Genomic DNA, 26,998 nt, shown 5'->3' with positions numbered 1-26,998 from the left:
ACGTCAGCCGATCAGGCCGCGACCCACGATCATGCGCATGATCTCGTTGGAGCCCTCCAGGATCCGGTGCACGCGCAGGTCCCGGACGAGCTTCTCCACGCCGTATTCGTGCAGGTAGCCGTAGCCGCCGTGCAGCTGCAGGGCGGTGTCGGCGGCCTCGTAGCCGTGTTCGGTGGCCACGAGCTTGGCCATGGCGCACAGGCGCACGGTGTCCGGGTCGTTGCGGTCCAGGGCGTCCGCGGCGCGCATGAGCATCGTGTGGGCGGTCTCCAGCTTCACGGACATGTCCGCGAGCTCGAAGACGAGGGCCTGCTTGGTGGTGAGCGGCTCGCCGAACGCGCTGCGCTCCTTGAGGTACCGGGTGGCCTTGTCCAGGGCGGCCAGGCCGCCGCCGATGGAGCAGGCGCCGATGTTCAGGCGGCCGCCGTTGAGGCCCTTCATGGCGATGCGGAAGCCGTCGCCCTCCTCGCCGAGGCGGCCGGCCACGGGCACGCGGACGTCCTCGAAGATCACCTGGCGCGTGGGCTGGGTGTGCCAGCCCATCTTCTTCTCGTTGGGGCCGAAGGACAGGCCGGGGGTGTCCTTGTGGACCACGACGGCGGAGATCCCCCGGGCGCCCGTGTCCGCGGTGCGGCACATCACCACGTAGCAGTCGGACGCGCCGGCGCCGGAGATGAACTGCTTGACGCCGTTGAGGACGTAGTGGTCGCCGTCGCGGACGGCGCGGGTCTTCAGCGCGGCCGCGTCCGAGCCGGCGCCGGGCTCGGTGAGGCAGTAGCTGGCCAGGTGCTCCATGCCCGCGAGGTCGGGGATCCAGCGGGCGCGCTGCTCGTCGCTGCCGAAGGAGTCGATCATCCAGGCGACCATGTTGTGGATGGAGATGTAGGCGGCGAAGGCCGGGTCCGCCTTGGCGAGCTCCTCGAAGATCAGGATCGCGTCCGTGCGCTCCAGGCCGGTGCCGCCGTGCTCCTCCCCCACGTAGATGCCGCCCAGGCCGAGCTCGCCGGCCTCGGCGAGGACGTCCACCGGGAAGTGCTTCTCGGCGTCCCAGTCGAGGGCGTGCGGGGCGACGCGCTGCTCGGTGAAGTCGCGGACGGCGTCGACCAGGGCCTTCTGGTCGTCGGTGATGGGGAACATGGGTTCGTCCTCCTGGGACTCGGGCCGGCCGGGCGGGCGGTCCACGACGGGGTGGTGCGGGGGTGACACTGCGGGCGGCGACAGGGTGTGACTGTCGTCACCATGATAATAGGACATCCAATGATCAGCCGTGTCGCCGCCGGGCCGTGGGCTAGCGTGCTCCCCGTGCAGACCACCACCAGCCCCACCGCGGACTCGCCCACCGGCCCCCGCTCCCACCCCTCCGGCCGCACGGAACAGCTGTTCGGCATCCGCCGCCACGCGCTGATGACCGAGCGGGACGGCGCCCTCAACCCGGCCGCGTTCGAGGTCGGCCCGTGGTGCCTCGACCTGGACGGCCGGCCCACCGGCGCGGCGGCCACCGTGATCATGGACAACGCCACCGCGGTGGCCGTGCACCACGCGGCACGGGACATCGAGACCGTGGTCACCACCGAGCTGCAGGTCAACGTGCTCGGCCCGCTGCCCGCCTTCGACGCGGCGGCGGTCACGGCCGGGGACGAGGACGGCCCGCTGCTGGAGTGCTGGACCCGCCCGCTGGCCTGGGATGCCGGCGGCGGCGTGGCCCGCGCGTGGCTCGAGGACGCGGACGGGCGTCGCGTGGTCGAGGCGACCGGCTGGTTCCAGTCGGTGCCCGCCGGAGCGCCGGAGCGGATGGCCGAGTTCGTCGCCGCCGGACGGCTGCCCCGCGGGGCCGAGACCCGTGTGCCCATGCCGGAGCTGCTCGCCGCCCGCCCCGAGTCGCTGCCGACGGCCGATCCGGACACGCGCCCCGCCGTCGCCGCGGCGCCGACCGCGGGCGCCCGCTTCGCCCCGAAGCCGGAGCTGGCCAACCCGTCGGGCGCGGTCCACGGCGGGGCCATGACGCTGCGGGCGGTCACCGCCGCGCAGGCGGCCATGCCGGACCGCGAGCGCTACGACGTCCAGGCCGTGCACGTGGTGTTCGTGCGCCCGGGCCACGGCGAGATGGTCGCCCTCACGCGGGTGCGGCACGCCGGCCGGTCCCTGCGCCTCGTGGACGTGGACCTCGTGCCGGCCGGCGCCGACGGCGTCCCCGTGGCCGACAAGCCGATGGTCCAGGTGCAGGTCACCTTCCGCGCCGCCCGGAGCTGACGCCCCGCACGCCCGAGCACCCGAGCGCTTTCGAACGTGAGAAAGGGCCTATCTCACGTTCGAAAGCGCTCATTCCCCCGAGATCACGTTCGAAAGTCCCGGGTGGAGGAGGAGGGGCCGTCGTCGTGCGGCCGGCTCAGCGGCCCACGGTGCCGAACCGGGAGGCCACGGGGGCCGTGAAGGCGGGCTTCAGGAAGAACCACGCGGCGGCGGTGACCGCCACGCTCACGAGGAACACCACGAGGCCCCACGCGTCGGTGGCACCGCCCCGCGAGGTGTACATGTGGTTCAAGTTCGTCAGCAGGCCCGTGAAGGCCACGAGGAACACGTGCACCACGATGAACGCCACGAAGAAGACCATCACCGGGAAGTGCACCTTGCGGGCCACCTCCATGGGGAACGCCTTGTTCAGTCCCTTGGCCTCCGTGGGGAACCACGAGGACATGCGCCAGCCCGTGAGGGCGGCGAGCGGGGCGGCCACGAACACCACCAGCGCGTAGGAGAGCATCTGCAGCGCGTTGTAGTGCACCCAGCCGTTCTCCGTGGGCCAGTCCAGGGACAGGTACTGGATGCCGGCGGACAGGGCGTGCTGGAACACGTGCGGGTCCGTGGGCACGATCCGCGCCCAGTGGCCGGTGACGATCAGCAGCACCACGAAGATCACGCCGTTGAGCAGCCACAGCGCGTCGAGGGCCTGGTGCGTCCAGATGGTGAGCGAGAACTTCTTCGGGGTGTTGCCCCGCGCGGAGAACAGGCCGTCCTTCGTCGGAGTGAAGTTGGCCGGCGGCCGCGTCTCGTGACGGATCTGCAGGCCCGTCCGGATGATCAGCACCATCAGGAACATGTTCAGGAAGTGCTGCCAGCCCATCCACCAGGGCATCCCCTCGGGGGTGCCCTCGGGCAGGACCGGGTGCCCGTCGTAGGTCGCGATGAAGTCCGCCACCGGGTCGAGGCTCCGCAGCCAGCGTCCGGCCAGCACTGCGAGCAGCGCCAGCACGACGACGCCGGCCACCGCCGGCAGCGCCTTGCGCAGGCGGGACGGGGCGGCGGATTCGGCGGCGTCCGTCTCCGCGGCCCGAGCGGGCGTGCCGGTGGCGGCCCCGGGGGCGGCCCGGGGCGGCTGCGCGGTGGAGGCCGGCGGGGCCGAACGGGTGTCCGGCGCGGTGGGAGCCGGCTCCGCAGCCGGCGCCGCGGCCACGGGGGCGGCGACGGCCGGTTCCGCATCGGCCGGCTCCGCGGCGGCGGGCTCGGCGGTGGCCGGCTCGGCGACGACCTCCTGCGCCGCCGTCTCCGGCGCGGTGGGGCCGCCCACGGCGGCGAGCTCGGTGAACCACTCCCCCTCCCGGGCGAACGGCACGTACCCGGCCATGCGTCGCCGCTTCGCGAGCGGCACGAGGTCGGACTCCACGGGAGCGCCCACCCCGGCCGCGGCCGGCGCACCGGTCGCGGAGGCGACGACGGCCGCCACGTCCGGCACGACGGGCTCGGTCTCCGCGGGTGCGGGGGCCCGCGTCGGGGACGCCGAGGCGGCGATCGGCTCGGGGGCGGCGGCCGGGATCGATCCCGCGGCCGGGGCGGGGGCGCCGCCGAGCCACTCGGCCTCGCGGGCGAACGGGACGTACCCGGCCATGCGGCGTCGCGCGGACAGGGGCGTGAGGCCCGACGTCGGCGCGGTCGGCGCCACCGGGACGGCGGCCGCGGCCGAGGCGGGGGCCGCCGTCGTGGTGTCCTGCGCCGGGGCGGGGGCGGGCTCGGTCTCGGCCGGGGCGCCCTTCAGGGGGACGTAGCCGGCCATTCGCTGCTTGGGCATGCTTCTCCTCGTCCGAGGGGCGCGGTCCGCAGCGGACCGCGCCCGCACCGGTTCAGCCGCGGCGGGTGCGCAGCTGCTCGATGACCTGCGGGACCACCTGGAAGATGTCCCCGACCACGCCGAAGTCGGCGTGCTCGAAGATCTCGGCGTCCTCGTTCTTGTCGATCGCCACGATGGTCTTGGCGGTCTTCATGCCGGCCAGGTGCTGGATGGCGCCGGAGATGCCGAGGGCGATGTACAGGTTCGGGGACACGATCACGCCGGTCTGGCCCACCTGGCGCTCGGCCGCGGTGTAGCCGGAGTCGACGGCGGCACGCGAGGCGCCCACGGCGGCGCCGAGCTCGTCGGCGAGCTGCTCGACGATCGCGAAGCCCTCCTCGGAGCCCACGCCGCGTCCGCCGGCGACGACGGTCTTGGCGCCGCGCAACGGCGGACGGGCGGAGTTCTGCGTGCGGGCGTTCACCTCGAGCACCCGGGCGCCGGCGGTCACCGGGCCCAGCTCGGCGGCGGCCAGCTCCACGACCTCGGGCGCCTCGACGGCCGGGGCCCGGTCCGCGACGGCGCCGGGGCGCATGGTGATGATCCGGGGGCCGCCCTCGCCGGTGGACTCGCTGAGGTAGTCGCCTCCGAACACGGAGTGGCGGGCGATGACCTCGTCGTCGGCCCAGCGCAGCCCCACGGCATCCGCGCAGACGGGGCCGCGGGCGCGGACGGACAGGCGGCCGGCCACCGCGCGGGACTCAGGACTGCCGGAGAGCAGCACGGCCACGGGCGCGGTGCGGGCGGCCGCGGCGGCGAGGGCCTGCACGGCGGCGTCGCCGAGGGTGGTGGCGGCGTCGTCGGCCACGAGGACGTGGACGCGCGTGGCGCCGTACTCCCCCAGCCGGGCGACGGCGGCGTCCCTGCCCTCCGCATCGGTCACGAGGACGGCCTCGGGCACGCCCACGGTGGCGGCCGCGCCGAGCAGCTCGGCCACGACCGGGCGGAGCGCGCCGTCCGCGCCGATCTCGGCGTGCACCAGCACGGTCTGACCGCTGTTCGCGGCGTCGGTCTGCGTCGTCATCTCGGTCTCCTCCACGTTCGCGCTCACACGAGCCCCCGACCCGCGAGGAACTCCACCAGCCGCTCGGCGGCGGTGCCGTCGTCGGTGATCTTCTCGCCCGCGGCGCGCTCGGGACGCGTGTCCGCCGAGACCATCACGGAGCGGTAGGCGGCCTCGGCCGGGCCCGCGGCGATGCCGAGGTCGGCCAGGGACAGCACGGTGAGCGGCTTCTTCTTGGCCGCCATGATGTTCTTGAAGTTCGGGAACCGCGGCTCGGCGGTCTTCTCCGTCAGGCTCGCCACGGCGGGCAGGGCGACGGCGGCGCGCACATCCGCGTCCGAGGTCGCCACGGTGCCGGTCAGCTCGCCGTCGGTCAGCTCGGGGGCCTCGGCGTGCGGCAGGTAGGGCCGGTCCAGGAGCTCGGCGACCATGGCCGGCACCACGCCGGTGCCGCCGTCCGTGGACACCGTGCCGGCGAGCACGAGGTCGGCGCCCTCCTTCTCGACGGCCGCGGCGATCACACGGGCCGTCTCCACGGCGTCCGAGCCGACGAGCGCGTCGTCGGTGATCTGCACGGCGGAGTCTGCGCCCATGGCCAGCATCTTGCGCAGGGTCTTCGAGGAGTCCTCGGGGCCCACGGTCAGGGCCACGACCTCGACGTCCGCGCCGGCGTCCCGCCAGCCCAGGGCGACTTCCATGACCCGCTCGCTGATCTCGTCCGGCACGGGCTCGGCCGCGCCATCGCGCACCACCCAGCCGGTCTCCAGGCTCAGCTCACGCTCCTGCCACGTGTCCGGCACCTGCTTGGCCAGCACCAGGATCTTCACGGCCTCTCCTCCTCGGCTCACGGTCTCGCCCCGGGGCCTCCGCCCCGAGCACGGTGACTTACGCTACAGACTACGGGTCCGCGCACGTCCGGGCCGCATGATCCGCGCGCGGGAGCGGCCGGGCCGCCGTCGTCGTCGGCCCGTGGGTCCGGACCATGATCGCCCGAACCGAGGAGGCACCGTGAGCCCCGCCGCCCCGCCCGCCGAGCCGCCGGCCGCCGAGGACCGGCCCCGGGTCCCGGCGGCGCCCGCCTCCTCCCTCGTGCTGGTCCGGCCCGGGGCCGGCGGCGAGACCTCGGTGTTCACCGTCCGCCGCGCCGGGACCATGGCCTTCAGCGCCCACGCCACGGCCTTCCCCGGCGGCCGCGTGGACCCCGCGGACGACCTGCCGGACAGGCTGTGGGAGGGCACGGATCTGGCCGACTGGGGCCGGCGCCTGGGGCTGCCGCACGAGCCCGCGGACGCCCACGGCACCCTCGCGGAACTCGACCCCGCCGACGGCGCCGGCCGCGTGCTGGCCGCCGCCGTCCGCGAGACGTTCGAGGAGACCGGAGTGCTCCTGGCCCGGGACGCCGACACCGGCACCCCCGTGGACCCGGCCCGGGTGGCCGCGTTCCCCGACGAGCTGCGCGACGCCGTCGAGCGCCACGAGGTGGACTTCGGGGAGCTGCTCGACCGCGAGGGGCTGCGCCCCGACGCCGGCGCGCTCGTGCCGTGGTCCCGGTGGATCACCCCGCACGGGGGCCCGCGCCGCTACGACACGTTCTTCTTCGCCGTCCACCTGCCGCAGGGCCAGTCCCCCGAGCGGATGTCCTCCGAGGCGGCCAGCCACGGCTGGGCGTCGCCCGCCGAGCTCCTGCGCCGCTTCCGGGCCGGCGAGGTCAACCTGATGGCCCCCACGTGGTGGCAGCTGCGCACCCTGGTCGACGCCGGTGAGGACATCCACGCGGGCCGCTCCCGGTTCGAGCCCCTCGAGGGGGTCATGCTCGTGGCCGGGCAGGGGCCCGTGTTCCCCCACGCGGACGAGTATCTGCGTGACCTGACGGCGTTCCGCGCGGCCGCGCAGGTGGAGGAGTCCAAGGACAACATCCTCTGAGCGCTCCCGGCTCCGGTCCGTGCGGCGGGCGACGGGCCGGAGAGCACCGCGGGCCACGACCCGCGACCCCATGGCCTGCAGGGCCCCGTGCCCCTAGTCTGGTCTGCACCGGATCACCCGGCTCCGCGCGTCCGGCCCCCACCCCCGGCCACCGCGCGTCCCGCTCGCACCCTAGGAGCACTGCATGGCGCTCAGCGTCCTCGACCTGTTCTCGATCGGCATCGGCCCGTCCTCGTCTCACACCGTGGGTCCCATGCGCGCCGCCCGCCGCTTCACGGACAGCATGGGCCAGCACGGCGTCCTCGAGCGCACCGCCCGCGTGCACGCCGAGCTGTTCGGCTCGCTGGCGGCCACCGGCGTGGGCCACGGCTCGGACACCGCGGTGCTGCTCGGCCTGGCCGGCCAGGACCCCGAGACCATCGACCCGGACGCCTGCACCGGGCTCGTGGCGGAGATCGTCACGGGCGGTCGGCTGCCCCTGGACGGGCGCCACGAGATCGCCTTCGACCGGCAGGGCGACCTGACGCTGCACCTGCGCGAGTCCCTGCCCGGGCATCCGAACGGCATGCGCCTGACCGCCTACGACGACGCCGGCGAGCAGCTTCACACCCGCGACTACTACTCCGTGGGCGGCGGCTTCGTGGTCACCTCGGACGAGCTCGAGGCCGAGTTGGACGCCACCAAGGACGTCAACCGCACCGACGACGGCGACACCGGCGAACCGTACCCCTTCTCCACGGGCGCCGAGCTCGCCGCCCGCTGTCACGAGGCGGGCCTGAGCATCGCGGAGCTCATGCTCGCCAACGAGGCCACCCGCCACGACCTCGACGAGCTGCGCACCCAGCTGCTGGCCATCTGGGCCGTCATGGAGGAATGCGTCCACAACGGCGTGTCCCGCACCGAGCCGATCCTGCCCGGCGGACTGCAGGTCCGCCGTCGGGCCCCCGCGCTGCGGGAGCACCTGCTCCAGACCACCGACCGCACCGACCCCATGTGGGCCATGGAGTGGGTCAACCTCTTCGCGCTCGCGGTGAACGAGGAGAACGCCTCGGGCGGGCGCATCGTCACCGCGCCCACGAACGGCGCCGCGGGCATCATCCCGGCCGTCATGCTCTACTACATGCGCTTCGTGCTCCCCGAGGGCGCCACGCAGCAGGAGCGGGACGACAAGGTGGTCGAGTTCCTGCTCACCGCGGCGGCGATCGGCATCCTGTACAAGCGCAACGCCTCCATCTCCGGGGCCGAGGTCGGCTGCCAGGGCGAGGTCGGCTCGGCCTGCTCCATGGCGGCGGGCGCGCTGTGCGCCGTGCTCGGCGGCACCGTGGACCAGGTGGAGAACGCGGCCGAGATCGGGATCGAGCACAACCTCGGGCTGACGTGCGACCCCGTGGGCGGCCTCGTCCAGGTGCCGTGCATCGAACGCAACGCGATCGCGTCCGTGAAGGCCATCAACGCGGCCCGGCTGGCGCTGCTCGGGGACGGCTCGCACCGGGTGACCCTGGATCAGGCCATCACGACCATGCGCGACACCGGCGCGGACATGAAGTCCAAGTACAAGGAGACCTCGCGCGGCGGCCTGGCCGTGAACGTCATCGAGTGCTGATCGCCCGGGTCCGCGGCCCAGCGCCGCTCCGGTCGGGACGGACGGGGCACCCGTCCGCTACCGTGGGGCCCGATCCGCACCCTGCCCCCGAGCGCGAGAGGACCAACGTGGCCATTCATCCTGTGGACGCGACCCTGGAGGCCGCGAAGATCGATCCCGACCAGCGTGCCGAGAGGCTCAAGGGCGTGAAGCTCGACGGCGCCGGCTGGAAGTACGCGCTCACGCGCGCGCTCAAGGAGTTCGGCAACGACGGCGGCACCGACCTGGCCGCGAAGCTCACCTACTACCTGGTGCTCTCGCTGGCCCCCTCGCTGCTGGCCGTGTTCTCCATCCTGTCCCTCGTGCTCGCCTCCAACCGCGGGGCCATCGACGATCTGCTGGGGCAGCTGACCGGCCTGGTCCCGAGCGACTACCAGCCGCTCGTCACGAACCTGGTGACCACCATGAGCGACTCGGCCGGTTCAGGCGGCGGGATCATCGCCCTCATCATCGGCATCGCGACCGCCCTGTGGTCCGCCTCTGCGTACGTGAAGGCGTTCAACCGCTCGGCCAACACGGTGTACGGCTACGAGGAGGGCCGCGGCCTGGTGAAGCTGACGCTGAGCAACCTGCTCACCACGCTCATCCTGATCGTGGGCATCGTGGTCGTGCTGCTCTCGCTGGCGCTGAACCGCTCGCTCGTGGACGGCTTCCTCCAGCCGATCGCCGGCCCGCTCGGCATGACCGGCGTGGTGAACTTCCTCTCGGACACGTTCCTGCCGGTGTGGGCGTGGGTGAAGTGGCCCGTCGTCGTCTTGATCCTGCTGGTGCTGATCGCGACCCTGTACTACACCACCCCGAACGTCCAGAAGCCGCGTTTCCACCTCTTCGGCCCCGGCAACATCGTGGCGCTGGTGGGCATGGTGCTGGCCGCGGTGGCCCTGTCCGTGTACTTCACGCAGTTCGCCGGCTACTCGGCGTACGGCGCGATCGGCACGATCATGGCGCTGCTGTTCGCCCTGTGGATCTTCAACATCGTGCTGCTGCTCGGCCTGGAGGTCGACGCCGAGGTGGAGCGTGCCCGCCAGCTCGAGGCCGGCCTGCCCGCCGAGGCTCGGGTGCAGCTGCCCCCGAAGGACGTGGCCGGGGTGGAGAAGCGCGCCGAGAAGCAGACGACCGTGGAGGAGCGCGGCTACGAGCTGCGGGCCGTCCACGAGGGCCGCTGACCGCACCCGGCGCGGCGCCGAGCGCACGTTCCGCACCGACAATGACGGCCGCTCACCTGGCGAGGTGGGCGGCCGTCGTCGTGCGCGGGGCCCTCAGCGCCGGGCCGCGCGGTAGCCGTCCGCCTGGGCCGCGGCGGCGGAGGCGTAGCAGTGGCGCGCGTTGGTCTTGCCGTAGTGCTGCTGACCGGGCATGTGGTAGATGCCCGAGTTGTCGTTGGCCTTGACCGGGTGGGAGTCCGGGCACACGGAGTCGGCTCCGCTCACCGGCCCCGCGTCGCCGGCCGCGGGGGCCGCCTCCGGGGCGGGGGCCGGGGCCGCCTCCGGGATGGGCTCGGCCGCGGTGCCGCACTCCCCGGAGAACCTGCCGACGCCGTTCGCCCGGGCCTCCTCCCACGCCGCCTCGACCTCGGGCAGGAAACGGTCGTTGCCGTCGAAGACCGCCGGCTCGCCGTAGCCCAGGCGGGCCATCTCGGCGTTGAGCAGGACGCCGTCGGCGTACACGCCGGCGAGGAGGCGGTCGTAGCGGTCGTAGAGCCGGCGATCGTACCGCAGCACCACCGTGTCGCCGGGGCTGATCATCGACTTCAGCGCCGCCGTCGCCTCCGGTCCCATGCACTCGACCGGCTTCGAGGGGTGGTGGGTCTCGGGGGTGTCGATGTTGAGCAGGCGCACCCGCGTGGACACCTCGCCGAGGGTCACGCGGAGCGTGTCGCCGTCCGAGATCGACTCGACCGTGACCACGTCTCCCTCGACGTCGGCCGGGGCGGCGGGCGCCGCCGGCTCGGCACTGCGGGAGCCCTCAGCGGCACGCGACTCGGCGGCCCCGCTCGAGGACGACGCTGCGGCGCGCGAGCTCTGCGCGGCGGAGGAGGCGGCCAGCGACGACGCAGCGGCACGGCTCGTCGCAGCCCCGTCGACGGAGGGGGTGGGCGTCGTCGGCATCGTGCTGACCGACGCGGAGGTGTCGGCATCGCTCGCCGGGGTGACGCCGTCGTCGGTGGCGGTGCAGCCGGTGAGCAGGAGCAGGGACAGTGCGGCCGCGGGGAGCGCCGCGCGCAGACGGGCAAGGGGCACGAGGATCCTGGAGGGGAAGGGACGGGGACATGACGAAGGCCCCGCCGTGAGGCGGGGCCTTCGGATCACCACATCATCGCATGTGGGAGGCACAGGTGTTGCCGCACGTCACGACAGCATCGGTCCCCGTTCCGTCAATGACGACGGGGGTCAGCGACGGCCGTCGATGGGGTCGCCGCCGCCGTCGAGTGCGTCGAGGACGAGGTCGCGGGCCTCGCCCGTCGCGGACCGGCGGGAGAGCAGCAGCGCGGCCAGCCAGCACAGCAGGACGATCGCCGCGCCGCCCCACGCCAGGAGGGCGAGGCTGCCCGAGAGCAGCCCCGTGCCGTCCGCGCGGCCGACGCCGATCCACACCAGACCCCACGCGAGCGCGAACGCCGGAGCCGGGCGGCCGCCGTTGTACACGGCCGTGAACGCGCCGATCAGCACGGCCACCACGAGCATCACCTTCGCCCAGAGGGACGACTGCCCCGGATCGCCGACGACGCCGGTCGAGGCCAGCCACGCGGCCAGGTTCGCCACGGCGGCGATCGAGACCCAGCCCAGATGCAGGCCCTGCACCCCGTCCAGGAGGATCCGCTCCCCCCAGCTGTGCGCGCGGACGGATTCGAGGAGCACCAGGATCCACGCCAGGCACGTCAGCAGCAGCGCGATCACCACGACGCTCAGCCCCAGCAGCCCGGCCTGCACCGTCCAGATCCACGCGGCGTTGAGCAGCACCGAGACCAGGATCCACGGTCGCAGGCGGTCGTGACGGGCGGACTGGGCCGAGGGGAGGAACTGCCACACGGCGTACGCCAGCAGACCCGCGTAGATCACGGACCAGATGCCGAACGCGGGGGTCGCCGGGGACACCCAGGTGGCGTCCGGGCCGAGCCGGCCGCCCGCGGCCTCGGCCACGGGGGTCAGGCCGCCGACGACGCCGGAGCCCAGGAACGCGGCCACGACCGCGAGGATCACGACCACGAGCATGGCCACCCGGCCGCCCGTCGAGGACAGCCCCGTCCCCGAGCTGGGGACGCGCGCCGCGGCGTCGGGGCCGAAGGGGCTGCGGGACGGGCCGAGGTCGGTGGCGGTGCTCATGGGTGCTCCCGTGGGGTGATCGTCGGGGGTGCGCCCCGGGCGGGGCGGGTCTCAGGGTCAGCGTAGCCGCCGGGCCCATCGCGGGCACGGGCCACCGCGGCCTAGGGTGGGGGCATGCGCACTTCCTCCCCGATAGGACTCCTGCTGGACGTGGACGGCCCCGTGGCCTCCACCGAGACCCGGACCGTGCCGGAGGGGATCATCGACGTGCTCGTCCGCCTCGCGAGGCGCGGGGTGCCGGTCGGCTTCAACACGGGCCGCTCCACGGACTTCCTCCTGCACAACCTGATCGCCCCGCTGCGCGACGCGGGCCTCCCGGACGACGCTCCCTTCCACGCGATCTGCGAGAAGGGCGCCGTGTGGTTCCCGTTCTCCGCGGTGCCCTCCGGGGACCTGCCCGACGTCACCGTGGACGGCACCGCCCCGGACTGGCTCCGCACCGACCCGGACATGGCCATCGACGCGGACACCCGTGACGCGATCTGGGCCCTCAACGATGAGCGCGCCGGGGACCTGCAGTTCACCGACCGCACCAAGCTGGCCATGGTCTCCCTCGAGAAGACGGTCGGCGCCGACCAGACGGAGTACGAGCGGGTGCGCGACGACGTCGCCGCGGGCGTCGAGGATCTGCTCGCCGAGCGCGGACTCGCCGAGGAGGTGCGCGTGGCCCCCTCGGTGATCTCGGTGGACGTCGAGCACCGCTCCTCCGGCAAGGACCTGGGCGTCGAGCGCTGCTTCGACCTGCTGGCGGAGGCGGGCACCCCGGTGCCCGAACGCTGGCTCACCGCGGGCGACTCGCGCAGCGACTACGCCATGGCCGACCGGCTGCACGAGCGCGGACTCGCCGTGGAGCACATGGACGTGCGGCCCGCCGACGGCGTCCCCGAGAAGCCCTACGGCGTGGTGACGGCGGCGATCCTCGCCGAACGCGGCATCGGCGACGCCGACGACGTCCACGAGCGGGCGGGCGAGTCCCTGCTGCGCTGGGTGGAGCGCGACCTGCTGCGCTGACCAGGCCGGACGCCCCCTCTGCGGACGGCCGACCCTCCCCGGGCCTGGACCTCGACCCCTAGCGTGGAAGGGAATGCCGCGCCCCTGCCGAACCGGCCCGGGCGCCTCCCGACCAGAGAGAGGTTCCACCGTGGCCACCGTCGCCCAGAACATCGTCGAGACCCTCCACGCCTCGGGCGTGCGCCGCATGTACGGCGTGCCCGGGGACTCCCTCAACGGGCTGACCGAGGCCCTGCGCTCCCACGGCGGCATCCAGTGGGTGCACACCCGGCACGAGGAGACCGCGGCCTTCGCCGCCTCCGCCGAGTCCCAGCTCACGGACGAGCTCGCGGTCTGCGTGGGCTCGTGCGGTCCGGGCAACCTCCACCTGATCAATGGCCTGTTCGACGCGCAGCGCTCCCGCACCCCGGTGCTCGCGATCGCCGCGCACATCCCGTCGGAGGAGATCGGCTCGGGCTACTTCCAGGAGACCCACCCGCAGGACCTGTTCCGCGAGTGCTCCGTCTACGTGGAGCACGTCTCCTCGGCGGACCAGATGCCCCGCATGCTGCGCACCGCGATGCGGGCCGCCGTCGAGCAGCGGGGCGTGGCCGTGCTCGTGATCCCGGGCGACGTGGCCCTCACCGAGCTCTCCGCGAAGCCCGAGGTGATCCGTCACACGCCGTCCCGCGTCATCCCGGCCGACTCCGTGCTGCGCGAGGCCGCCGAGGCCCTGGACTCGTCCAAGCGGATCACCATCCTGGCCGGCGCGGGTGCGGCCGGCGCCCACGACGAGGTCGTGGCCCTGGCGGAGCGCCTGCAGGCCCCGATCGTCCACGCGCTGCGCGGCAAGGACCGGATCGAGTACGACAACCCGTATGACGTCGGCTTGACCGGCCTGCTCGGCTTCGCCTCCGGCTACCACGCGCTCAAGGAGGCCGAGACGCTGCTGATCCTCGGCTCCTCCCTGCCGTACCGGCAGTTCTACCCCGAGGACGCCACGGTCATCCAGGTGGACGTGCGCGGCGAGCAGATCGGCCGACGGGTGGCCGTGGACGTGCCGCTCGTGGGCGGTGTGAAGGAGACGGCCCAGGCCCTGCTGCCGCTGCTGCGCGGGAACTCGTCGTCGGCGTTCCTGGACAAGGCGCTCAAGCACTACGCCAAGACCCGCAAGGACCTCGATCAGCTGGCCACCCCGGGCCGCGGACGCGTGCACCCGCAGTACGTGGCCCGCCTCCTCGACGAGCTGGCCGACGACGACGTGGTGTTCCTGCCCGACGTCGGCTCCCCCGTGATCTGGGCCTCCCGGTACCTGACGATGAACGGGCGCCGCCGGATCATCGGCTCCCTGTCCCACGGCTCCATGGCCAACGCGGTCACCCAGGCGGTCGGCGCCCAGGCGGTCGACCCCACCCGCCAGGTGGTGGCGATGGCCGGCGACGGCGGGCTGGCCATGATGCTCGGCGAGCTGCTGTCGTTCGTGCAGAACGGCCTGCCCGTGAAGACGCTCGTGTTCGACAACGACTCGCTGAACTTCGTGGAGCTCGAGATGATGGCCGCCGGGTTCGTCCCCTATGGGACGGGCCTGGAGAACCCGGACTTCGCGGCGATCGCGGAGGCGGTCGGCATCAAGGGCTTCCGCGCGGACCACACGACGGACCTGCCCGCGGTGATGCGCGAGTTCCTCGCCCACGACGGGCCGGCGCTGCTGGTGGTCAAGACCGAGCGTCAGGAGCTGACGATCCCGCCGAGCATCGAGTTCGAGCAGGCCAAGGGGTTCGCGCTCTACGCCATGCGCACCGTCCTCGACGGCAAGGGCACCAAGCTGCTCGACCTCGCCAAGGCGAACCTGCGCCAGCTCTTCTGACCTGCCGCGCACGACGACGCCCCGGACGCTGGCGGCGTCCGGGCCGTCGTCGTGGTGGGGCGGGGAGAGCCCAGCCCCGCCGGTAGGTCAGGCGCGGTGGGCGCCGCCCTCGGCGACGATCGGGTGCTCGGCCGTGCCGGCGACGCCCTGGGTGATCAGGCCGTCGGCGCGGTGCTCCCAGAAGTCCGCGTTGCGGATGCCGAGCGGGCGCGGGTCGAACTGCGGGTCGAGACCCTGGCGCTTCTGTGCGCGGTAGTCCTTGAGGGCCTTGAGGGCCGGGCCCTGCAGCACCAGGATGCCGAGGATGTTCAGCCAGGCCATGGAGCCCACGCCGATGTCGCCGAGGCCCCAGGCCGCACCCGTGGTGGCGACGGCGCCGTAGGCCACCGACACGAGGATCAGGGCCTGCAGGAAGCGCAGCGCGACGCGGCGGACCATGCCGTTGCGCAGGTTGCGCGTGAGGAACACGATGTTGACCTCGGCCATGTAGTAGTACGCCACGATCGTGGTGAAGGCGAAGAACGCCAGCGCCACGGCCACGAACGTGGGGCCGAAGCCGGAGAACACGGCGTCGAAGCCGGTCTGGACGAAGGCCGGGCCCTCGGAGGCCGTCGGCGAGACGATGCCCTCGAACAGCAGGCCGGAGCCGGACCCGTCCGAGTACACCCGGTAGGCGCCCGTGGAGATGATGATGAACGCGGTGGCCGAGCAGACGAAGAGCGTGTCGATGTACACGGCGAACGCCTGCACGAAGCCCTGCTTTGCCGGGTGCGAGACCTCGGCGGCCGCGGCGGCGTGCGGGCCCGTGCCCTGGCCGGCCTCGTTGGAGTAGACGCCGCGCTTCACGCCCCACTGGATGGCGAGGCCGAGGATCGCGCCGAACACGGCGTGCACGCCGAACGCGCTGGCGAAGATGGAGCCGAAGACCTCGGGGATCTGGTCGAAGTTCAGGAACAGCACGATCAGCGCGAGGATGATGTACAGCACGGCCATCACGGGCACCACGTAGACGGCGAACGTCGCGATGCGCTTCACGCCGCCCAGGACGATGAAGGCCAGCAGGATGACCATGGCCAGGGCCACGACCCAGGCGGGCACGGCCCACGCCTCGCCCACGGCCGCGGCCACGCCGTTGGCCTGCACGCCCGGCAGGAAGTAGCTGGTGGCGAAGACGGTGACGACGGCGAACAGGATCGCGTACACCTTGAACGCGGGGGCGGCGGCCGTGTGCTTGTAGGCCTTCTCGAAGTAGTACGCCGGGCCGCCGCGGTACTCGCCGGTGTCCGGGTCGCGCTCCTTGTAGATCTGGCCGAGCGTGGACTCGATGAAGGACGTGGCGGCGCCGAGCAGGGCCATGACCCACATCCAGAACACGGCACCGGGGCCGCCGAACGCGATGGCTGTGGCGACGCCGCCGATGTTGCCCATGCCGACGCGGCCGGCGAGCGACATCATGAGGGACTGGAGGGACGAGGTGCCGTCCGCGGAGTCCTGGCCCTCGCGGAGCTGCTTCACCATGTCCGGGATGTTCACGAACTGCAGGAACATGGTCCGGATGGTGAAGTAGAGGCCGACGATCAGGCAGAGCCAGATCAGGGCCGGGGACCAGATGACGTCGTTCACGGCGGTGATGAGATCTGCGAAGGACATGGGGTCTCCAGATCGGGGTGGGGATGGCCGGTGCGGTGCGAGCTCCGAGCGGCGGCCGCCGGCGGTCCCGGACGACTGGGGAGAAGGATACGCGCAAATGTGACCCGCGTCTCGCATCCAGCGTGGCGGATCGGGAATCCGGGCGCGCGGCCCGCGACGACAGCGGCCCCGGACATGCGAAAAGCCCCGGAACCACTGGGGTCCCGGGGCTTGCCCGCGGAGGATGGGGGATTTGAACCCCCGAGGGCTGTTAACCCAACACGCGTTCCAGGCGTGCGCCATAGGCCGCTAGGCGAATCCTCCTTGGTGCGCCCTCATGCGGCGGACCGCGCGAGGGCAGGCTCCATCATAACCAGATCGTCCTGGGCCGCGCCAATCCCCCGCGGGAGGCGAGGGCCCGGTCCGGGTCTCGCCGCGGCCCGAATCGCCCCGCCCACCGCCGCCCTGGTAGAGTCGTGGGCGGCCCCTCACGTGGTGTCATCTCGCTGAACTCCCCCAGGACCGGAAGGTAGCAAGGGTAGGTGGGCTCTGGCAGGTGCGTGAGGGGTCTTCACTTTCCCCCAGGAGATCCCATGCCCGCCGGACGCTACGCCCCCTCCCCCACGGGAAGCCTGCACCTGGGCAACCTGCGCACCGCGCTCGTCGCGTGGCTCGCGGCGCGCGCCACGGACCGCGCCTTCCTGCTGCGGGTCGAGGACCTGGACCGCGTTCGCTCCGGGGCCGAGGCCGGGCAGCGGGCGGACCTGGCCGCCGTCGGGCTGGACTGGGACGCCGAGCCGGTGCGCCAGTCCGAGCGCACCGCCCTGTACGACGCCGCCGTGGCCGCCCTGCGCGCCGCGCACGGCGCGGACGCGGTCTACGAGTGCTTCTGCTCGCGCAAGGACATCGCCGAGGCGACGTCGGCCCCGCACCCGAGGCCCGACGACGGTGCCCCCGCCTCCGGCGGCACCGTGCCGCTGCGTCCGCCCGGCTTCTATCCGGGCACCTGCCGCGGCCTGACCGAGGCCGAGCGGGCCGAGCGACGGCGGGTGCGCCCCGCCGCCCTGCGGATCGATGCGGCGAAGGTCGCGGGCCTGCCGGCGGGCGAGATCCCGCGCGCCACCGCCGTGGACGTGCTGCACGGCGAGGTCACGGGCCTGGTCGACGACCTGGTGCTGCGCCGGAACGACGGGGCGTACGCGTACAACCTGGCCGTCGTCGTGGACGACCTGGCGCAGGGCGTGGACCAGGTGGTCCGCGGCGACGACCTGCTCGACTCGGCCCCGCGCCAGCGCTGGCTGGCCGAGGCGCTGTGCGCCGCGCGCGGGGAGCCGACGCCTGCGGTGGAGTACCTGCACGTGCCGCTCGTGCTGAACACGGAGGGGCGGCGGCTGGCCAAGCGGGACGGCGCCGTGACCCTCAAGGACCTCGCCGCGCAGGACCCGGCGTGGACCCCCGAGCGGGTGCGGGACCGGCTGCTGGAGTCCCTCGGCCTGCCCGCGGGACCGCTGGCGGCCGCCGTGCCCGCGTTCGACCCGGCCGCCCTGCCGCGTGATCCGTGGGTGTTCACCGGGCTCTGAGCGGGCCGGCGCCCTGGTCCGCCGCAGGCCCGGCCCCGGTCAGAGGACCTGGGCGGCCTGGTCGAAGTCGAGGCGGCCCTGGCGGGGCTGCTGCGCCTTCTCGTCGTCCGCGGCGGCGTGGCCCACGTTGATCACCAGGAGGGACTTCCACGCACGGTCCGCATGGAACTCGGCGTCCACGGCGGCGGCGTCGAACCCGGCCATGGGACCGATCTCGAGCCCGTGCGCGCGCAGGGCGACGAGCAGGTAGCCCACCTGGATGAGCGCGTTCGTGCGGCCCATCCCCTCGCGCATGCCCGGCTTGCCCTCGGCATCCTCCTCGAAGCCCTCCCGGAACGGGGCGAGGTGGCCCATGTGGCGGTGCCAGTCGAGGTCGTAGGAGGCGATCAGCGTGAGCGGGGCGCGCTCCGTCTTCTCCCGGTTGAACTCGATCATGAGCGGGGCCAGGCGGGCGCGGGCCTCGGGGCTGTCCACGACGTCGAGCCGCAGCGGCTGGTTGTTCATGGCGGTCGGCGCCCAGCGGAGGTCCGCGTAGGCCCGCTCGATCAGCGCGAGGTCGACGGGCTCGTCCGAGAAGAGCTGCGTCGTGTGGCGGTCCGCGAAGAGGCGGTCGATCTCGGCCTGGCTCAGCGGTCCCGCGTCCGGGGCCGGCTGCGTGGGGTGGATCGTGTCCTCGGCGTCGGTGTGCATGTGCGTGGTGGTCATGGGCCAGGGAACGGGCCGGCGGGCGTGCGCATTCCCCGGCTCCCTTAGCCCGTCCGCCCGCCGGATAGGCTTTCGAGGGTGAGCACCGCCCTGTATCGCCGCTACCGCCCGGACCGTTTCGAGGACGTGATCGGGCAGGACCATGTCACGGTCCCGCTGCGCACCGCACTGGCGAAGGACCGCGTGAACCACGCCTACCTCTTCTCCGGCCCGCGCGGCTGCGGCAAGACCACGTCCGCCCGCATCCTCGCGCGCTGCCTGAACTGCGCCCAGGGCCCCACGCCCACGCCGTGCGGCGAGTGCGACTCGTGCCGGGACCTGGCCACCGGCGGGCCGGGCTCGCTGGACGTGCTGGAGATCGACGCGGCCTCGCACGGCGGTGTGGAGGACGCCCGCGGCCTGCGCGAGCGGGCCACGTTCGCCCCGGTCCGGGATCGCTACAAGATCCTCATCATCGACGAGGCGCACATGGTCACCGCGGCGGGGTTCAACGCGCTGCTCAAGATCGTGGAGGAGCCGCCGGAGCACCTGAAGTTCATCTTCGCCACCACGGAGCCGGAGAAGGTCATCGGGACCATCCGCTCCCGCACCCATCACTACCCGTTCCGGCTCGTGCCGCCGGAGCCGCTCATCGCCTACCTCGAGCAGCTGTGCGCGGAGGAGGGCGTGTCCGTGGAGAAGGGCGTGCTGCCGCTCGTGGTGCGCGCCGGCACGGGCTCGGTGCGTGACACGCTCTCCGTGCTGGACCAGCTGATCGCGGGCGCCCAGGAGGGCCAGGTCTCGTACGAGCTCGCGGTGAGCCTGCTCGGCTTCACCCCGGAAGCCCTGCTGGACGACGTGATCGACGCCGTCGCCGCGGACGACACCCCCACCGTGTTCCGCGTGGTGGACCGCGTGGTGCAGTCCGGCCAGGACCCGCGCCGCTTCGTCGAGGACCTGCTGGACCGCTTCCGCGACCTCGTGATCGCCCGTGCCCTGCCGGAGGAGGCCGGGGCGATCCTGCACGGCATGCCGGAGGACCAGGTGCGGCGTCTGTCGGCGCAGGCCGCGCAGCTCTCCCGCGCGGAGCTCTCCCGCCTCGCGGACATCACCAACCTCGCGCTGACGGACATGGTGGGGGCCACCAGTCCCCGCCTGCACCTCGAGCTGCTCATGGCGCGCCTGCTGCTGCCTGCCTCGGACGAGACGCACCGCGGCCTGGCCGCCCGCCTCGAGGCCCTCGAACGGCGCCTCGAGCTCGGTGGCGCCGCGCCCGTCGAGGACGGCGCCTCCGAGGGCACGACGACGCCGGCCCGGTCCGGCACGCCCGCCGCGGACGGCGGCGGATCGGCCGAGAACGCGGAGGGCTCCGGCACTCTGACCGGCGCCGCGCTCGCCCGGGCCGCCATGCGGCGGCCGGAGGAGCCCGCGCCGACCGCGTCCACCGCCCCGCCGGAGCGCTGGACGCCGCCTGCCCCGCAGTCCGTGGCAGAGGCGCCGGAGGGGGACGCCGCCGCCGGGGCCACGGGGTCCGAGCGTCCGCAGCAGGCGCCGCAGCCCAAGCGGCCCGAACCGGCTGAGGTCGGGGCCCCTTCCGGGGACACGCGCCGCCCGGAGGCCGGGAGCCGCCCCGAGCCTGAGGGCCGGCCCGAGCCTGAGGGCCGGCCCGAGCCCGAGGGCCGGTCCCAGGCCCAGGAGCGCACCGGTGCCGCGCCGGTCCCCGCCCACGGGCCGGAGGAGACGGCCGCGCCGTCGAGCCCCACGCCCGCCCCGGCGGCGAGCCAGGTGGAGATGATCCGCCGGGCCTGGCCGGACATCCTCACGGCCCTCGAGGACGCCTCACGCCTGGTGTGGATGCTGGTGAAGGACAACGCGAGCGTCGCGGGCTACGACGGCTCGTTGCTGACGATCGGCTTCCAGCAGGACGGGCCCCGCCAGTCGCTGCTCGGCCGGGGCGGCGACCGCGTGCTCGGCGAGGCCGTCCACCAGGTGCTCGGCATCCGCCCGCGGCTCGATCTGATCCTCGGTGGGGACGCGCCGACCGGGGACGCCCGCGCACAGTCCGGCGCTCGCCCGGCCGGCCCGGCGCGGACGGACCGGCCTGAGCGTCCGGCCCCGCAGCAGGGCCGGCCCGACCGACCGACGGCGCAGCCGAACCGGCCCGCTCCGGCACCGGGGCAGGCCCCGCGCGAGCCGGAGTCCTCCCGCCCCACCCCGCCGCGCTCCGCCGCACCCCCCACCGCGGAGGACGATCCGGCGCCGCCGGCCGTTCCGCCCCGGGCCACGCAGCAGCGTCAGACGCCGCAGCCGTCCCCCGCCTGGACGCCCGCGGCTCCCGCCACCTCCTGGGGGCCGACGCCGACGTCGTCGACGACGCCCGCCCCCGCCCCGCCGGCGGACGGCTGGGGCGGCCCGGACGGGGAGCCGCCCGCCTGGGAGGATGCTCCCCCGCCCGAGGAGGACCCGTGGGACTCGCTGCCCGCGTTCGACCCGGACGCGGAGCAGGACGACTCGGACGGCCCCGAGGGCTGGACCCCGCCGGCCCGCGACGCCGAGGAGCGGCCCGTCGGCGCCGCCGGCTGGGACGGCCCCGTGCCGTCGGTCGAGGACTGGGGGGCGCCGCCGCAGGCCGCGCCGGCCCCCGGCGGCGCCGCGCCGGACGCCGGCCAGGACTCCCCGGTCCGGCCCGACGCCCCGGCCCCTGGCGAGAGCGAGCCGAGCGCCGAGGAGGTCCGTCGGGCCTACGACCCGGGGCCGCTGGTCCGCGAGGAGGAGCACTCGATCCCCGTGTTCGCCCGACCCGAGGCGGAGCTGCGCGCGGAGTTCGCGAAGCGCTTCGGCGCGACCCGTCCCGCCGGCTTCGACGACGGCGCGGGCGCGGCCGCGGACGGTGACTCCGCCCGGCCTGCCACGCCGTCGCCCGCCCCGGACGACGACGCAGCGGCCACGGAGCGACGCGATCTCCACCCGGCCGCCTCGGGCGCCGGCCCGTCCTCGGACGAGGAGCGGCGCCCCACGGGCTCGCCCACGGCCGACGCGACCCCTGACCCGGGCGTGCCCGCCGACGACGCGGACGCCGCGCCACGCGCGGCTGCCGGCCCGACCGGTTCGGACTTCCCGGGTTCGGGCCATCCGGCGAGCATGTACCCGCGGCTCATGGAGCGGCTGCGGGCCGGTGGGCCCCTCGAGCCTCCGGTGAACGCGGGCTCGAGCGGCGGCGGCGGGACGGGCGGCGGCCCCGGCGCTCCCGGTGGCCCCGACCCGGACGCCTCGCCGGGCTCCCCCGCCGGGGGCCGGCCGAGCGCGGCCTCGCTCGGGGCGCGCCCCGCCGACGTCGAGCCCGCCGGGGGAGCCTCGGCGCTGCCGTCGTTGGACGCGCGGGCCGCGGCCATCCGCGCCGCCCGCGAGGCCGCCCAGGGCCGCGGCCCGGCCCGGCCCGCCGACACCGGCCCCGCCGCCCCGGCGACGTCCGGTGTGGGGTGGGAGGACGAGGTCGCCAGCGACGACGACGTCCCGCTCGAGGACTCGGGCCTCGTGGGCCGGGCCGTCGTCGAACGGGTGCTCGGCGGCCGTCTGCTCGAGGAACGCCCCAACGACGCCTGAGGCGAACGCGCCCGTACGCCGTCCGGGGCCGCGGGCATGATGGACGCGGCGCCGGACCACGGCGCCGCGTCGGGGCGCACGCCCCACGAGACGCACCATCGGACGAGGGGGACGGATGTACCAGGGCGCGGTGCAGGACCTGATCGACGAGCTCGGCCGCCTGCCGGGCATCGGGCCGAAGTCCGCCCAGCGCATCGCCTTCCACATGCTGGAGGCGGACCGGGAGGACATGCTGCGGCTCGCGGACGCCATCCGCACGGTCAAGGACAGGGTGCGGCTGTGCTCGGTCTGCTTCAACGTCTCCGAGGACGAGGTGTGCTCGCTCTGCCGGGATGAACGCCGGGACCGCTCCCAGATCTGCGTCGTCGAGGAGTCGCAGGACGTCATGGCCATGGAGCGCACCCGCGCCTTCCGGGGCCGCTACCACGTGCTCGGCGGGGCCATCAATCCGATCGCCGGCATCGGCCCCGAGCAGCTGCACGTCCGCGAGCTGCTCACCCGGCTGCAGGACGAGGCCGTGCAGGAGGTCATCCTCGCCACGGATCCCAACCTCGAGGGCGAGGCCACGGCCACCTACCTCGGCCGCCTCCTCGGCGCCACGGGCATCCGCGTCACGCGCCTGGCCTCCGGTCTGCCCGTCGGCGGGGACCTCGAGTACGCGGACGAGGTCACCCTCGGCCGCGCCTTCGAGGGACGTCGTCTGATCAGCGGCTGACACCGGCCGGCGTCGAGCAGGCCCCGCCCGACGCCGGCCCGGCTCAGGCCACGCGCGTGCCGGCGGGCAGCCGCCCGGCCGGGGTGTCCAGGCGACGGTGGCCCCACCAGCCCAGCCCGGCCACCAGCACACCCTGCATCGCCAGACCGAGCGGCCACACCGGCCAGGTGCCCTGCCGGTCCGGCACGCCGGTGCTGTCGAGACCGCGCAGCTCGCCGTCGAGGCACTCGACGTCCCGGACGGGGTCACGCTGGGTCCAGCGCAGCCCCACGGACAGCAGGTTGAGCGGCCCGGGATCCGCCCGGGTCCCGTCCTCGACGAGCCCGCCCTCCCAGGGGGAGGCATCCGCGAGGACGGCGTAGGGGTTCGCCGCGAGCAGCCATCCGCTGCGCCGCGGGTCGGGGATCGTCCGGGCGGTCACCGGGCCGACGCACCGGTCGGCGATCCCGTCGTACAGCTCCGGGTGCGCCGCCTCCCACTCGGCCCAGGCCTGCTCCGCCTCCTCCGGGGTCATCTTCTCGAGCTCCGCCTCGGTGAACGGCTCCGCCGTCATGGAGCCGAACTCGGCGTCGTTGGCCCGCACCTCGGTCTGCAGGAACTGCAGAGACAGCCCGAAGGCCACCAGGGTGCCGATCGTCAGCGCCGCCACGATCAGGTACGTCACCACGACGGCGAACAGCGTGCGCCCGGCGATCGCCGAGACGGCCACGCCGATCCCCGCGATCATGCCGAACTCCACGAGGATCAACACGAGCCCCACCAGCACGGCCCACGGGGACACGCGCCCCACCACGGCCGCGACCGCGAGCCACGGCAGCGCCGCCGCGAGGAACGCGGCGGAGGCGATCCACGCGGCCAGCCACTTGCCCGCCATCAGGTGCCCGGTCCGCAGCAGGGTGACCTGGGTGATGGCCAGGGTGCCGCCGGCACGGTCGCCCGAGATCGCGTTGGCCGCCAGGGCGGGCGAGACCAGCAGCGAGAGGGTGAGGACGAAGAGCAGGACGCCGTCGAAGAGCGTCCGCCCCAGGGCGCGCATCTGCTGCTCCGCCAGCTCCGGCTCCAGGCCGGACGCCTCCATCTCCGCCACGCCCAGGCCGCGCAGCCCGAGGGCGCCGAGGGTCACCGCCCCCACCACCACGAAGAAGACGCCCAACAGCACGTACCAGCCGCGCGAGCGCAGCCGCTGACGCAGTTCCATGCCCACCACGGTGGCCACGGCCTGGGCCGCGCCGAGGCGTCCCCCCGGCTGCGGCTCCGGCGGGCGGCGGTCGTGGATCGAGGTCGCGACGGCGGTGCTCACGGCCGGTCTCCTTCGGTGCGGGGGCCCTCCAGATGGAGGCCCAGGTAGGCGTTCTCGAGGCGGGAGCCCTCCGGGGCGAAGTGGCTGACGAGCACACCCTCGCGCACGAGGTCCGCGAGCAGCGCGGCCGCGGCGGCCTCACCCCGCAGCTGCACCACGACGCCGTCCCGGCGCTGGCCCGCGCCGGCGCCGGTGGCCGCGGTGACGGCGAGGCCGCGGGTCTCGAGGGCGCGGACGAGGGTGTCCCGGGCCGACGGGTCGGGCCCTGCGATCCGGTAGGGGCGGGCGAGGTCGTCGGCGGCGCGGAACTCCTGGGTGGCCACCGTGGCGCCCTCACGGAGGAACACGGCGCGATCGGACATCTCCTCGAGCTCGGCGAGCACGTGGGAGGAGACGAGCACAGCGGTGCCGGCTGCGGCCATGGCGCGCAGGTCGTCCCGCAGCCGGATGCGGGCGGCCGGGTCGAGGCCGTTGGCGGGTTCGTCCAGGAGCAGGACGGAGGGCCGGTGCACGGTGGCCCGAGCCAGGGACAGGCGCTGCTGCTGGCCGCGGGAGAGCACGCGGGCGGGCCGGTGGGCGAACTCCGTGAGCTCGACCCACGCGAGCTGCTCGTCCGCGCGCGCCGACGCCTCCGCCTTCCCCATGCCGTAGAGCCGGCCCAGGCTGGCGAGGATGTCGTGGCAGGTCAGCTCCTCCCACACGCCCAGGGTGTCGGGCATCCAGCCGAGCCGCCGCCGGGCCTCGACGGGCTCGCGTACCGCGTCCACCCCGGCCACGGACACGGCGCCGGCGTCCGGGCGCAGCAGGGTGGCCAGGATCAGCAGGAGCGTGGTCTTGCCCGAGCCGTTCGGGCCGACGAGGGCCGTCACGGAGCCGGCGGGCACGGTGAGGGAGACGTCCCGCACCGCATGGACGGCGCCGAACGAGCGGGCGAGGCCGTGGGCCACGATCCCGTCGTGGGCGGCCGCTCCCAGGACGGGTGAGGCGGGCGGGGGTGCTGGAGCGGTCATGGCCCCATCCTTGCCGGGCCGTGCTCGGACGCGGATCCACCCGGGGGATGATCTCGGCGCCGATCCCAGCCCGACCGGGGTCGCAGGCGGGGCCGCGGGCGCCGTCGTCCTGGCCGGCCGCGGGCGCCGGGTCCAGCATCCGGAACAGGGGTTCACCTGGCGGACCCGCGCGGGTGCGCGCCCCTAGACTTGGCCCGAACCGACCCTCGACCCCGTCCGGAGCGACCCATGAGTCTCATCGTCCAGAAGTTCGGCGGCTCCTCCGTGGCCGACGCCGCCGGCATCCAGCGCGTGGCCCGCCGCGTCGCGGACACGGTCCGGGCCGGGAACCGCGTGTGCGTCGTGGTCTCGGCCATGGGCGACACCACGGACGAGCTGCTCGACCTCGCCGCCGAGCTCACGCAGGACGCGCCCGCGCGCGAGATGGACATCCTGCTCTCGGCCGGCGAGCGCATCTCCATGTCCCTGCTGGCGATGGCGATCCACGCCGAGGGCGTCGAGGCCCGCTCCTACACCGGCTCCCAGGCCGGCATGCTGACGGACACCTCGTACGGCCGGGCCCGGATCGTCAAGGTCAACCCCCACCGCGTGCAGGAGGCCCTCGACGCCGGCCGCGTGGCCATCGTGGCCGGGTTCCAGGGCATGAGCCCCGAGTCCAAGGACATCACCACCATGGGCCGCGGCGGCTCGGACACCACGGCCGTCGCCCTCGCCGCCGCGCTCGGCGCGGACGTGTGCGAGATCTACACGGACGTGGACGGCGTCTACTCGGCGGACCCGCGCGTCGTGCCGACCGCCCGCAAGCTCACCGAGCTCTCCTCCGAGGAGACCCTCGAGATGGCGGCCTCCGGATCCAAGGTGCTGCACCTGCGCTCCGTGGAGTACGCGCGCCGCTTCGGCGTGCCGCTGCACGTGCGCTCCTCCTTCTCCGACCACGAGGGCACTTGGATCATGCCCGACCCGAACGACACCATCACCCTTCAGGAAGGCGCTCCCATGGAACAGCCCATCGTCTCCGGCGTCGCCCACGACCGCTCCGAGGGCAAGGTCACGATCGTCGGCGTCCCCGACGTGCCCGGCAAGGCCGCCGAGATCTTCCGCGTGATCGCCGTGTCCAACGTGAACATCGACATGATCGTGCAGAACATCTCCCGCGAGGGCTCGGGTCGCACGGACATCTCCTTCACCCTGCCGATCGTGGAGGGCAAGGACGCCATGGCCGCCCTGCGCGCCGCCCAGGACCGGATCGGCTTCCAGGACATCGTCTCGGACCCGGAGATCGGCAAGCTCTCGCTGATCGGCGCGGGCATGCGCTCCAACCCGGGCGTCTCCGCCACCTTCTTCAAGGCCCTCGCCGACGCCGGCGTGAACGTGGACCTCATCTCCACCTCGGAGATCCGCATCTCCGTGGTCACCGCCGAGAGCAAGCTCGACGACGCCGTCCGCGCCGTGCACGCCGCCTTCGGCCTCGACGCCGAGGAGGAGGCCACGGTCTACGGCGGCACCGGCCGCTGACGCCGCATCCGCCGCTGCCCCACCGCCCGGGCGACTTTCGAACGTGAAATGGGGCGAATGGACGCTTTCGAACGTGAGATAGGGCCTATCCCACGTTCGAAAGCGAGGGGGCCGG

At 74.2% G+C, this 26,998-nt stretch carries 20 protein-coding genes, 1 tRNA gene and 1 other RNA gene; 11 read left to right on the top strand and 11 right to left on the bottom strand.

Going from position 1 to position 26,998, the window contains the following annotated elements; all coding sequences use genetic code 11:
• Positions 1-3: 3 nt before the first annotated feature.
• The gene (locus tag SJ20_RS01595) at positions 4-1,137 is read right to left on the bottom strand and encodes an acyl-CoA dehydrogenase family protein (RefSeq protein ID WP_044658705.1); all 1,134 of its coding nucleotides are present in this window, start codon (positions 1,135-1,137) and stop codon (positions 4-6) included.
• A 165-nt stretch (positions 1,138-1,302) separates the two neighbouring features.
• Here SJ20_RS01595 and SJ20_RS01590 point away from each other — a divergent pair, with 165 nt between their 5' ends.
• Positions 1,303-2,250: a PaaI family thioesterase gene (locus tag SJ20_RS01590; protein WP_044658713.1), complete on the top strand. Its 948-nt coding sequence runs from the start codon at positions 1,303-1,305 to the stop codon at positions 2,248-2,250.
• Positions 2,251-2,386: 136 nt separating this feature from the next.
• Here SJ20_RS01590 and SJ20_RS11655 read toward each other — a convergent pair whose 3' ends face one another.
• The 3 genes from SJ20_RS11655 to SJ20_RS01570 are packed head-to-tail and all read right to left on the bottom strand — an operon-like array spanning position 2,387 to position 5,929.
• The gene (locus tag SJ20_RS11655; protein WP_230277928.1) at positions 2,387-4,060 is read right to left on the bottom strand and encodes a cytochrome b/b6 domain-containing protein; all 1,674 of its coding nucleotides are present in this window, start codon (positions 4,058-4,060) and stop codon (positions 2,387-2,389) included.
• Between the two features lie 52 nt (positions 4,061-4,112).
• On the bottom strand, positions 4,113-5,150 hold the full coding sequence (locus SJ20_RS01575; protein ID WP_036315473.1) for an electron transfer flavoprotein subunit alpha/FixB family protein: 1,038 nt from the start codon (positions 5,148-5,150) through the stop codon (positions 4,113-4,115).
• Positions 5,147-5,929, bottom strand: a complete 783-nt coding sequence (locus SJ20_RS01570; protein ID WP_044658703.1) for an electron transfer flavoprotein subunit beta/FixA family protein — start codon at positions 5,927-5,929, stop codon at positions 5,147-5,149. Before SJ20_RS01570 ends, SJ20_RS01575 begins: the two co-directional genes overlap by 4 nt.
• Positions 5,930-6,110: 181 nt before the next feature.
• On the opposite strand from SJ20_RS01570, the gene SJ20_RS01565 reads away from it, so the two are divergent.
• From SJ20_RS01565 to SJ20_RS01555, 3 genes are all read left to right on the top strand, one after another.
• Positions 6,111-7,025 carry an NUDIX hydrolase gene (locus SJ20_RS01565; RefSeq protein WP_044658702.1) on the top strand — a complete coding sequence of 305 codons (915 nt, stop codon included), beginning with the start codon at positions 6,111-6,113 and terminating at the stop codon, positions 7,023-7,025.
• Between the two features lie 184 nt (positions 7,026-7,209).
• Positions 7,210-8,628, top strand: coding sequence for an L-serine ammonia-lyase (locus SJ20_RS01560; RefSeq protein WP_044658701.1), 1,419 nt, complete (start codon positions 7,210-7,212; stop codon positions 8,626-8,628).
• 107 nt (positions 8,629-8,735) lie between these two features.
• Positions 8,736-9,833, top strand: a complete 1,098-nt coding sequence (locus tag SJ20_RS01555) for a YihY/virulence factor BrkB family protein (RefSeq protein WP_235281211.1) — start codon at positions 8,736-8,738, stop codon at positions 9,831-9,833.
• A gap of 93 nt (positions 9,834-9,926) precedes the next feature.
• Here the strand turns inward: SJ20_RS01555 and SJ20_RS01550 are convergent, their stop codons facing one another.
• Both SJ20_RS01550 and SJ20_RS01545 read right to left on the bottom strand, forming a co-directional pair.
• Positions 9,927-10,907 carry a thermonuclease family protein gene (locus SJ20_RS01550; protein ID WP_044658699.1) on the bottom strand — a complete coding sequence of 327 codons (981 nt, stop codon included), beginning with the start codon at positions 10,905-10,907 and terminating at the stop codon, positions 9,927-9,929.
• Positions 10,908-11,057: 150 nt separating this feature from the next.
• Positions 11,058-11,990: a tryptophan-rich sensory protein gene (locus SJ20_RS01545; protein WP_044658698.1), complete on the bottom strand. Its 933-nt coding sequence runs from the start codon at positions 11,988-11,990 to the stop codon at positions 11,058-11,060.
• A 114-nt stretch (positions 11,991-12,104) separates the two neighbouring features.
• Between SJ20_RS01545 and SJ20_RS01540 the strand changes: the two genes are divergently transcribed.
• The gene (locus tag SJ20_RS01540) at positions 12,105-13,001 is read left to right on the top strand and encodes a haloacid dehalogenase (RefSeq protein WP_044658697.1); all 897 of its coding nucleotides are present in this window, start codon (positions 12,105-12,107) and stop codon (positions 12,999-13,001) included.
• Between the two features lie 130 nt (positions 13,002-13,131).
• Positions 13,132-14,847 (top strand): ubiquinone-dependent pyruvate dehydrogenase, encoded by a 1,716-nt coding sequence (gene poxB / locus SJ20_RS01535; RefSeq protein WP_044658696.1) that lies wholly within the window; start codon positions 13,132-13,134, stop codon positions 14,845-14,847.
• An 87-nt stretch (positions 14,848-14,934) separates the two neighbouring features.
• On the opposite strand, the gene SJ20_RS01530 is transcribed toward poxB, so the two are convergent.
• Both SJ20_RS01530 and SJ20_RS01525 read right to left on the bottom strand, forming a co-directional pair.
• Positions 14,935-16,497, bottom strand: coding sequence for a sodium:alanine symporter family protein (locus SJ20_RS01530; protein WP_044658695.1), 1,563 nt, complete (start codon positions 16,495-16,497; stop codon positions 14,935-14,937).
• Between the two features lie 217 nt (positions 16,498-16,714).
• Positions 16,715-16,800, bottom strand: a tRNA-Ser gene (locus tag SJ20_RS01525).
• A 155-nt stretch (positions 16,801-16,955) separates the two neighbouring features.
• Here SJ20_RS01525 and ffs point away from each other — a divergent pair.
• Positions 16,956-17,052: signal recognition particle sRNA small type (ffs, locus tag SJ20_RS11650), an RNA gene on the top strand.
• Positions 17,053-17,069: 17 nt separating this feature from the next.
• Positions 17,070-18,056: a tRNA glutamyl-Q(34) synthetase GluQRS gene (gene gluQRS, locus SJ20_RS01520; protein ID WP_044658694.1), complete on the top strand. Its 987-nt coding sequence runs from the start codon at positions 17,070-17,072 to the stop codon at positions 18,054-18,056.
• Between the two features lie 39 nt (positions 18,057-18,095).
• Here the strand turns inward: gluQRS and SJ20_RS01515 are convergent, their stop codons facing one another.
• Positions 18,096-18,761 carry a malonic semialdehyde reductase gene (locus tag SJ20_RS01515; RefSeq protein ID WP_044658693.1) on the bottom strand — a complete coding sequence of 222 codons (666 nt, stop codon included), beginning with the start codon at positions 18,759-18,761 and terminating at the stop codon, positions 18,096-18,098.
• 78 nt (positions 18,762-18,839) lie between these two features.
• Here SJ20_RS01515 and SJ20_RS01510 point away from each other — a divergent pair, with 78 nt between their 5' ends.
• Entirely contained in the window at positions 18,840-22,343 is a 3,504-nt protein-coding gene (locus tag SJ20_RS01510; protein WP_044658692.1) for a DNA polymerase III subunit gamma and tau, read from the top strand.
• Positions 22,344-22,458: 115 nt separating this feature from the next.
• Positions 22,459-23,058, top strand: a complete 600-nt coding sequence (gene recR / locus SJ20_RS01505) for a recombination mediator RecR (protein WP_041102761.1) — start codon at positions 22,459-22,461, stop codon at positions 23,056-23,058.
• Positions 23,059-23,101: 43 nt separating this feature from the next.
• Here recR and SJ20_RS01500 read toward each other — a convergent pair whose 3' ends face one another.
• Complete coding sequence (locus SJ20_RS01500; protein ID WP_044658691.1) at positions 23,102-24,358, bottom strand: hypothetical protein; 1,257 nt, start codon at positions 24,356-24,358, stop codon at positions 23,102-23,104.
• On the bottom strand, positions 24,355-25,368 hold the full coding sequence (locus tag SJ20_RS01495; RefSeq protein WP_044658690.1) for an ABC transporter ATP-binding protein: 1,014 nt from the start codon (positions 25,366-25,368) through the stop codon (positions 24,355-24,357). Before SJ20_RS01495 ends, SJ20_RS01500 begins: the two co-directional genes overlap by 4 nt.
• Positions 25,369-25,596: 228 nt before the next feature.
• Between SJ20_RS01495 and SJ20_RS01490 the strand changes: the two genes are divergently transcribed.
• Positions 25,597-26,883, top strand: a complete 1,287-nt coding sequence (locus tag SJ20_RS01490) for an aspartate kinase (protein ID WP_036384130.1) — start codon at positions 25,597-25,599, stop codon at positions 26,881-26,883.
• Positions 26,884-26,998 lie beyond the last annotated feature (115 nt).

The organism is Micrococcus sp. MS-ASIII-49, from assembly GCF_000946635.1.
GTDB lineage: Bacteria > Actinomycetota > Actinomycetes > Actinomycetales > Micrococcaceae > Micrococcus > Micrococcus luteus.
The sequence above is the reverse complement of the archived record's forward strand: the minus strand, read 5'-3'. Positions and strand labels throughout refer to the sequence as shown.

Coding starts and splice junctions, on each gene's coding strand:
- SJ20_RS01595 (WP_044658705.1), bottom strand. CDS start 1,137: ATGTTCCCCATCACCGACGACCAGAAGGCCCTGGTCGACGCCGTCCGC.
- SJ20_RS11655 (WP_230277928.1), bottom strand. CDS start 4,060: ATGCCCAAGCAGCGAATGGCCGGCTACGTCCCCCTGAAGGGCGCCCCG.
- SJ20_RS01560 (WP_044658701.1), top strand. CDS start 7,210: ATGGCGCTCAGCGTCCTCGACCTGTTCTCGATCGGCATCGGCCCGTCC.
- SJ20_RS01545 (WP_044658698.1), bottom strand. CDS start 11,990: ATGAGCACCGCCACCGACCTCGGCCCGTCCCGCAGCCCCTTCGGCCCC.
- SJ20_RS01540 (WP_044658697.1), top strand. CDS start 12,105: ATGCGCACTTCCTCCCCGATAGGACTCCTGCTGGACGTGGACGGCCCC.
- SJ20_RS01530 (WP_044658695.1), bottom strand. CDS start 16,497: ATGTCCTTCGCAGATCTCATCACCGCCGTGAACGACGTCATCTGGTCC.
- gluQRS (WP_044658694.1), top strand. CDS start 17,070: ATGCCCGCCGGACGCTACGCCCCCTCCCCCACGGGAAGCCTGCACCTG.
- SJ20_RS01515 (WP_044658693.1), bottom strand. CDS start 18,761: ATGACCACCACGCACATGCACACCGACGCCGAGGACACGATCCACCCC.
- recR (WP_041102761.1), top strand. CDS start 22,459: ATGTACCAGGGCGCGGTGCAGGACCTGATCGACGAGCTCGGCCGCCTG.
- SJ20_RS01495 (WP_044658690.1), bottom strand. CDS start 25,368: ATGACCGCTCCAGCACCCCCGCCCGCCTCACCCGTCCTGGGAGCGGCC.
- SJ20_RS01490 (WP_036384130.1), top strand. CDS start 25,597: ATGAGTCTCATCGTCCAGAAGTTCGGCGGCTCCTCCGTGGCCGACGCC.